Source organism: Streptococcus pluranimalium (genome assembly GCF_047785745.1).
In the GTDB taxonomy this organism is placed as follows: domain Bacteria; phylum Bacillota; class Bacilli; order Lactobacillales; family Streptococcaceae; genus Streptococcus; species Streptococcus pluranimalium_B.
On sequence record NZ_JBLOJT010000111.1, the window covers coordinates 1 to 5493 of the forward strand.

Sequence of the window (5493 nt, forward strand, 5' to 3'; positions counted from 1 at the left end):
TCATTATAAGTCATGTGGGACTTTTTGCATACAGTCAAAAAGCTCTATAACATCCGCAGTGGATTTTACCCACTACAGAAATTATAGAGCCGAAAAAGCTTGAGATGAAAGGTCTTGAGTTTTTTGTTATAATGAAATAGAGTTATTCAGAAGTAAAATGGGGTTATCATGATTAAAACAATTGTCAAAGATACTTTTTTTCTAGGTCAAAGTTCACAACGTGCAAGCAAAGAAGACCTTTATATTGCACAAGATTTACAGGATACGCTTGATTATCATAGGGAAACTTGCGTCGGTTTAGCGGCTAATATGATTGGCTATCAAAAGCGTGTGATTATTATCAGCATGGGCTTTGTAGACCTAGTGATGTTTAATCCTGAGCTTGTCTCTATAAGTGATCCTTTCGATACAGAAGAGTCTTGTCTTTCTTTAACAGGAACTCGTCCAACCAAGCGCTATGGGCAGATAAGCGTGACTTATCGCGATAGCAACTGGATGACAAAGACTATTACGTTAAGAGACTTTCCAGCACAAATCTGCCAGCATGAGCTAGATCATCTAGAAGGGATTATCATTTAGGCAAACAAATGGGTTGAAGAAAGGTTGGAAAAGCATTACTATGAATTAGTTATGATAAGAAGGAGGGGCTCTGAATTGGTCAAACGTATTGGCATTATTGTAGGGAGTATTCGCCAAAAATCGTATTCTAAGTCTTTAGCCAAGGCTATTTCAAGATTTTTTCCGAAAAATACGGAGATTAATATGATTCGCATCGATGATCTACCACTTTTCAATCCTGATTTAGACCAAGATGTTAGTCTAAGACCTAGTAGTTACGACAGGTTTAGAAGGGAAGTGAAAGCGCAGGATGCCATAATTATCATTAGCCCAGAGTACAATCGCACGATTCCTGCTGCCCTAAAAAATGCTATTGAAGTAGGGTCTCGCCCAATGACAGACATTGTTTTTAATGGTAAACCTACTTTGATTGTCACTCAGTCTGCTGGTAGTATGGGTGGTTTTGGGGTCAATCATCATTTGCGCCAGGCTTTGGTCTTTTTAAATGCTATAGCCCTGCCTCAGCCAGAAGTCTATTTATCTGACATTCATAAGGTGATTGATAAGGAAGGGAACCTTTTAAGAACAGACACAACGACGTTTTTACAACTGGTTGTAACAAATTTCTTAGCTTTTGCTGATCGGTTTATGGATTGATATTAGCTTAGGATAAGATAGCTCTGTGTTTTTTTGAAAACACAAACGAATATCACACTAATGTTGGTGATTTTTGTATGCTTTTTTGGAAAGCAATATTCAGGCACAGTATGGTTTAGTAATAATAAGAGAAGAGATTAAAGATTGAAGGTAGACAGTATCGTTAGATAGTCAAAAATAGGCGCTGGAGATAACAATAAAAAAAGAAAATATCCTTTTCTAATATTTTAGAGATATCAAAATATAAATTATTGACAGTACCTTCAAATCATAGAGTAGGATATATAATAAAGCCTTAGAGGAGAAACCATTATGGCAGTGTTGTCGATAGTCTAGTGTTTCTATATTTCTAAGTCTTTTTTCTCTCTATTTTTAGAAAAAATGTTAAGATAAATAATGTGTTTAATAATTTTATTGCTAATAGTTAAGTTATTAGCGACAAAAACCTCGTTTTGAAAGTTTGAACATTTAGTTGCCAGATAGAAAATTGGCTAATGACGTTAGCTACCGTAATCGTGGATCAATTCAGCATTATTTAAAGGTGATTGCAGAACACGGTCACTCACGTTTAGGCGAAGATATTCTAAGCGAAGAGGAAATAATGGAAAAGGAGTTTTTCCTAGGCCTACGTAAGAAAGCTGGTATTTCAATTAGTCATTTTGGAGCAAAATTTGGGTTACCTTTTGAAGAACGGTATGGTCAAATTGTTCAAGAATTGGTTCAAGATGGATTGTTGCTGCACGATGAAGATACTATTCGAATGACACAAAAAGGTATCTTTTTAGGAGATACTGTTGCTGAAAAATTTATTCTTGATAATGATGATTAGAAAGAAGGTTAATGATGGGAAAACGATACAGCACAACTTATGAGATTCCCTTTTATGAAACAGATGTGAATCATTGTGTTAAATTGCCACATTTATTGTCAGTTGCTTTGCAAGTTTCCGGCATGCAATCAGTAGAACTAGGCGTATCAGATCAATATGTTTTAGACACGTATGGTTTAGTTTGGGTCATCACAGATTATGATATTAGTGTTGAAAGACTTCCAAGATTCGCAGAGAAAATCACTATTGAAACAGAAGCAAGGTCGTATAACAAACTGTTTTGTTACCGTGATTTTGATATTTTTGGACAGGACGGGCAGAAATTGATGACCATCGCCACCACCTTTGTTTTAATTGATTTTGAGACTCGAAAAGTAGCCCCTGTTCCAGCAGAATTGATTGCTATCTATGACTCTGAATTTATCAAGAAAATGAAACGTGGTCCGAAATACCCTGTTTTGGAAAATGTAGATCAAACTGATTATCATGTCCGCTATTTTGATCTGGATATGAACGGCCATGTCAATAACAGTAAATACTTGGACTGGATTTATGATGTCATGCCTATTGATTTTCTAAAAACGCATTATCCAAAACACATCGATCTTAAGTATGTCAAAGAGATTTACTACGGCCGTGATATTGTTTCAGAAGTGCTTTTAGAAGGTAGGATTAGCCGTCACCAAATTACGACAGAAGGGCAAATCCATGCGCAAGCTTTGATTGAGTGGGCAGTTGTTTCCAAGGAGAATTAAGATGAAAGAAGAAGCTTGGTTAGAATGGGTTGTTCGTTTACAAGCCCTAGCCCAAAATGGTTTGGCTTATAATCCAGCTGTTTTTGACCGTGAGCGCTACGAGGAAATCCGGGACATTGCTAGTCAAATGATGAGTGCAACTTCTGGAATTCCCAAGTCAGTGGTTACAGAACTTTTTGCTAGTGAGAATGATTACCAGACTCCTAAAATTGATACACGAGCGGCTATTTTTCAAGAAGATAAGGTCCTTTTGGTTCAAGAAGCCAATGAGCTCTGGGCATTACCGGGAGGTTGGTGTGACGTACAAGAGTCTATCTTGTCTAACACTATCAAGGAAGTCAAGGAAGAGACAGGGTTTGATGTAGAAGCTAAGCGTTTAGTTGCGGTGCATGATAAGCGAAAAAATAACGCCTCTAATACTGCGATTAGGGTCATTAAACACTTTGTGCTCTGCCACTATATCAGTGGCTCCTTTCAGCCTAACTCGGAAACTTTAGACGCCAAATACTTTGAGCTTGATCAGCTTCCCGAATTGTCCCAAAATAAAACAACTGAAAAGCAAATCCGTCTGTGCTATGAGGCTTATAAGGCCAAGTATTGGGAAACGGTTTTTGATTGAAATGAGGAAAGAATGAGATATAAGGGTTATTTAATTGATTTAGACGGTACGATTTATAAAGGAAATGAGCGTATTCCAGCTGGTGAGCAGTTTATTGCTGATCTTCAAGAGCATCAGATTCCCTATATGCTGGTGACCAATAACACAACCAGAACACCTGAAATGGTTCAGGACATGTTGGCTAGCAAGTTCAATGTAAAGACACCGCTTGAGACCATTTACACAGCGACTTTAGCGACAGTAGATTATATGAATGACATGAAACGCGGTAAAACGGCTTATGTTATTGGGGAAAAGGGACTAAAAACAGCGATTGCGGCAGCTGGTTACGTCCATGATGAAGAAAATCCTGCTTATGTAGTGGTTGGTTTAGATACTCAAGTGACCTATGACCAGTTAGCTGTAGCCACTTTGGCCATTCAAAAGGGTGCCTTCTTTATCGGTACTAATCCTGATCTTAATATCCCAACGGAACGTGGTCTTATGCCGGGGGCTGGTTCACTCTTGGCGCTTTTAGAAGCTGCGACACGTGTATCCCCAATCATTATTGGAAAACCAGAAGCTGTTATCATGGACAAGGCTTTAGATAGATTGGGTGTTAAGCGAGAAGAAGCTATTATGGTTGGTGACAATTACCTAACTGATATCACAGCTGGCATCAAAAATGATATTGATACACTCTTAGTGTTGACTGGATTTACTAAAAAAGAGGAGTTGCCTAGCTTGCCAATTCAGCCGACTCATGTTCTGGATTCCTTGGCAGATTGGTCGTTTGATTATCTATAAGTTTTCCTTAAGACACTTGTAGTAAATTTATGGGTAGAATTTGATTTCCAAACGATAAAAAATAGAGTTTAGTTGAGGTGTACATGTATCCCCGTATTAGTCAGTGTTTTTTGGCCTTACTTAGTATTATTTGGCTCCTATCTTTAGCGATTCTATTGACGATTTTGATTGCTTGGCTAGCCTATCCTTTAGCTATATCTTGGCTTCACATTCCAGAAATGGTTGATCTTTCAACATCAGCTATTTTAAGAAATTACAATCATCTTTTAAGTTATTTGATGAATCCTTTTCATCATACGCTGGCAATGCCTGATTTTGCTTCTTCAAAAGATGGTCTTAAGCATTTTTCTGATGTCAAAGGTTTATTTCATCTTGTTCAGCTTGTTTTTATAGGAACTTTGTTACCAACCTGTTATTTCTGGTATCGTTCTATACGGTATAAAATCCTATTTTTATATCAGCGCATGTATGTTATGGCAGTTATTTTACCAGTTCTTATCGGCTTGTTTGCTATTTCAATAGGCTTTAACGAATTTTTTACGCTTTTTCATCATGTTTTGTTTCCAGGTGATAGCACATGGCTTTTCAACCCTTATACAGATCCTATTATTAATATCTTGCCAGAAACCTTTTTCTTTTATTGTTTTTTATTGTTTTTTGTGATTTATGAATTTTTGATGGGATTTCTTTCTATTTTTAGTAAACATATACACCCTGCGAGTGACACGGTTTATCAATAATGGCTTGTTGGCAACAAAAGTTGGTGGCTAATCGCTAACAGAAACAGCTGATCAAAAATTTTTAAATAGAAATGAGGCTAGGACAAATGTCCCAGCCTTTTTAGTCAGCTAAGCAGCAGTGGTTGAGTGCTTCGAGGCACATAATACTCGAAGAAAATTAAAATCTGACTAGAAAAAGCGTCGTAGCTAGAACCAAAGTTCATCAAGGTAAACTTGACAATATCCGATTTTGATTTTCAATGAGTATCAATAGAGAGGCAAAAATATGTGGTTTTGTCTGAGAATTTCATTCTAACGAATAATAATAATTGTACTAGTACAGTTATTATTTAACTGTTATAAATTAGAAAGATAATTTCTAGTGAGCAAGTTTTTTGCGCTTAGAAGCAGAGGGTATTATCATTACTAACGTCAAATCCTAAAACGTTTGCAATATGTCTTATCAGCAATCATAATAGAGTTGATACTTAACAAAAATCAAAAATAGCGATACAATAAGAATATGACAAAAGAATTTAGGGAATCTCAAATCCAAGAATTGCAACTTGC

6 protein-coding genes and 1 pseudogene are annotated in these 5493 nt (G+C 36.7%); all 7 read left to right on the plus strand.

The window, feature by feature from the left end:
• Positions 1-168 precede the first annotated feature (168 nt).
• The 7 genes and pseudogenes from ACMZ6U_RS09060 (at position 169) to ACMZ6U_RS09090 (ending at position 4944) form a co-directional block, all read left to right on the plus strand.
• The gene (locus tag ACMZ6U_RS09060) at positions 169-579 is read left to right on the plus strand and encodes a peptide deformylase (RefSeq protein WP_416108089.1); all 411 of its coding nucleotides are present in this window, start codon (positions 169-171) and stop codon (positions 577-579) included.
• Between the two features lie 75 nt (positions 580-654).
• Positions 655-1215 (plus strand): NADPH-dependent FMN reductase, encoded by a 561-nt coding sequence (locus tag ACMZ6U_RS09065; protein ID WP_416108091.1) that lies wholly within the window; start codon positions 655-657, stop codon positions 1213-1215.
• A gap of 493 nt (positions 1216-1708) precedes the next feature.
• Positions 1709-2044, plus strand: a pseudogene (locus ACMZ6U_RS09070) (oxygen-independent coproporphyrinogen III oxidase); the annotation flags it as partial.
• Between the two features lie 14 nt (positions 2045-2058).
• Positions 2059-2799: an acyl-ACP thioesterase domain-containing protein gene (locus tag ACMZ6U_RS09075; RefSeq protein ID WP_416108099.1), complete on the plus strand. Its 741-nt coding sequence runs from the start codon at positions 2059-2061 to the stop codon at positions 2797-2799.
• A gap of 1 nt (position 2800) precedes the next feature.
• Complete coding sequence (locus ACMZ6U_RS09080; protein ID WP_416108093.1) at positions 2801-3418, plus strand: NUDIX hydrolase; 618 nt, start codon at positions 2801-2803, stop codon at positions 3416-3418.
• Between the two features lie 12 nt (positions 3419-3430).
• The gene (locus tag ACMZ6U_RS09085; RefSeq protein ID WP_416108095.1) at positions 3431-4204 is read left to right on the plus strand and encodes a TIGR01457 family HAD-type hydrolase; all 774 of its coding nucleotides are present in this window, start codon (positions 3431-3433) and stop codon (positions 4202-4204) included.
• A gap of 83 nt (positions 4205-4287) precedes the next feature.
• A complete protein-coding gene (locus ACMZ6U_RS09090) occupies positions 4288-4944 on the plus strand; it encodes a TIGR01906 family membrane protein (RefSeq protein WP_416108097.1) in 657 nt (218 codons plus the stop codon).
• Positions 4945-5493: the final 549 nt, after the last annotated feature.

Coding starts and splice junctions, on each gene's coding strand:
- ACMZ6U_RS09060 (WP_416108089.1), top strand. CDS start 169: ATGATTAAAACAATTGTCAAAGATACTTTTTTTCTAGGTCAAAGTTCA.
- ACMZ6U_RS09075 (WP_416108099.1), top strand. CDS start 2,059: ATGGGAAAACGATACAGCACAACTTATGAGATTCCCTTTTATGAAACA.
- ACMZ6U_RS09080 (WP_416108093.1), top strand. CDS start 2,801: ATGAAAGAAGAAGCTTGGTTAGAATGGGTTGTTCGTTTACAAGCCCTA.
- ACMZ6U_RS09085 (WP_416108095.1), top strand. CDS start 3,431: ATGAGATATAAGGGTTATTTAATTGATTTAGACGGTACGATTTATAAA.
- ACMZ6U_RS09090 (WP_416108097.1), top strand. CDS start 4,288: ATGTATCCCCGTATTAGTCAGTGTTTTTTGGCCTTACTTAGTATTATT.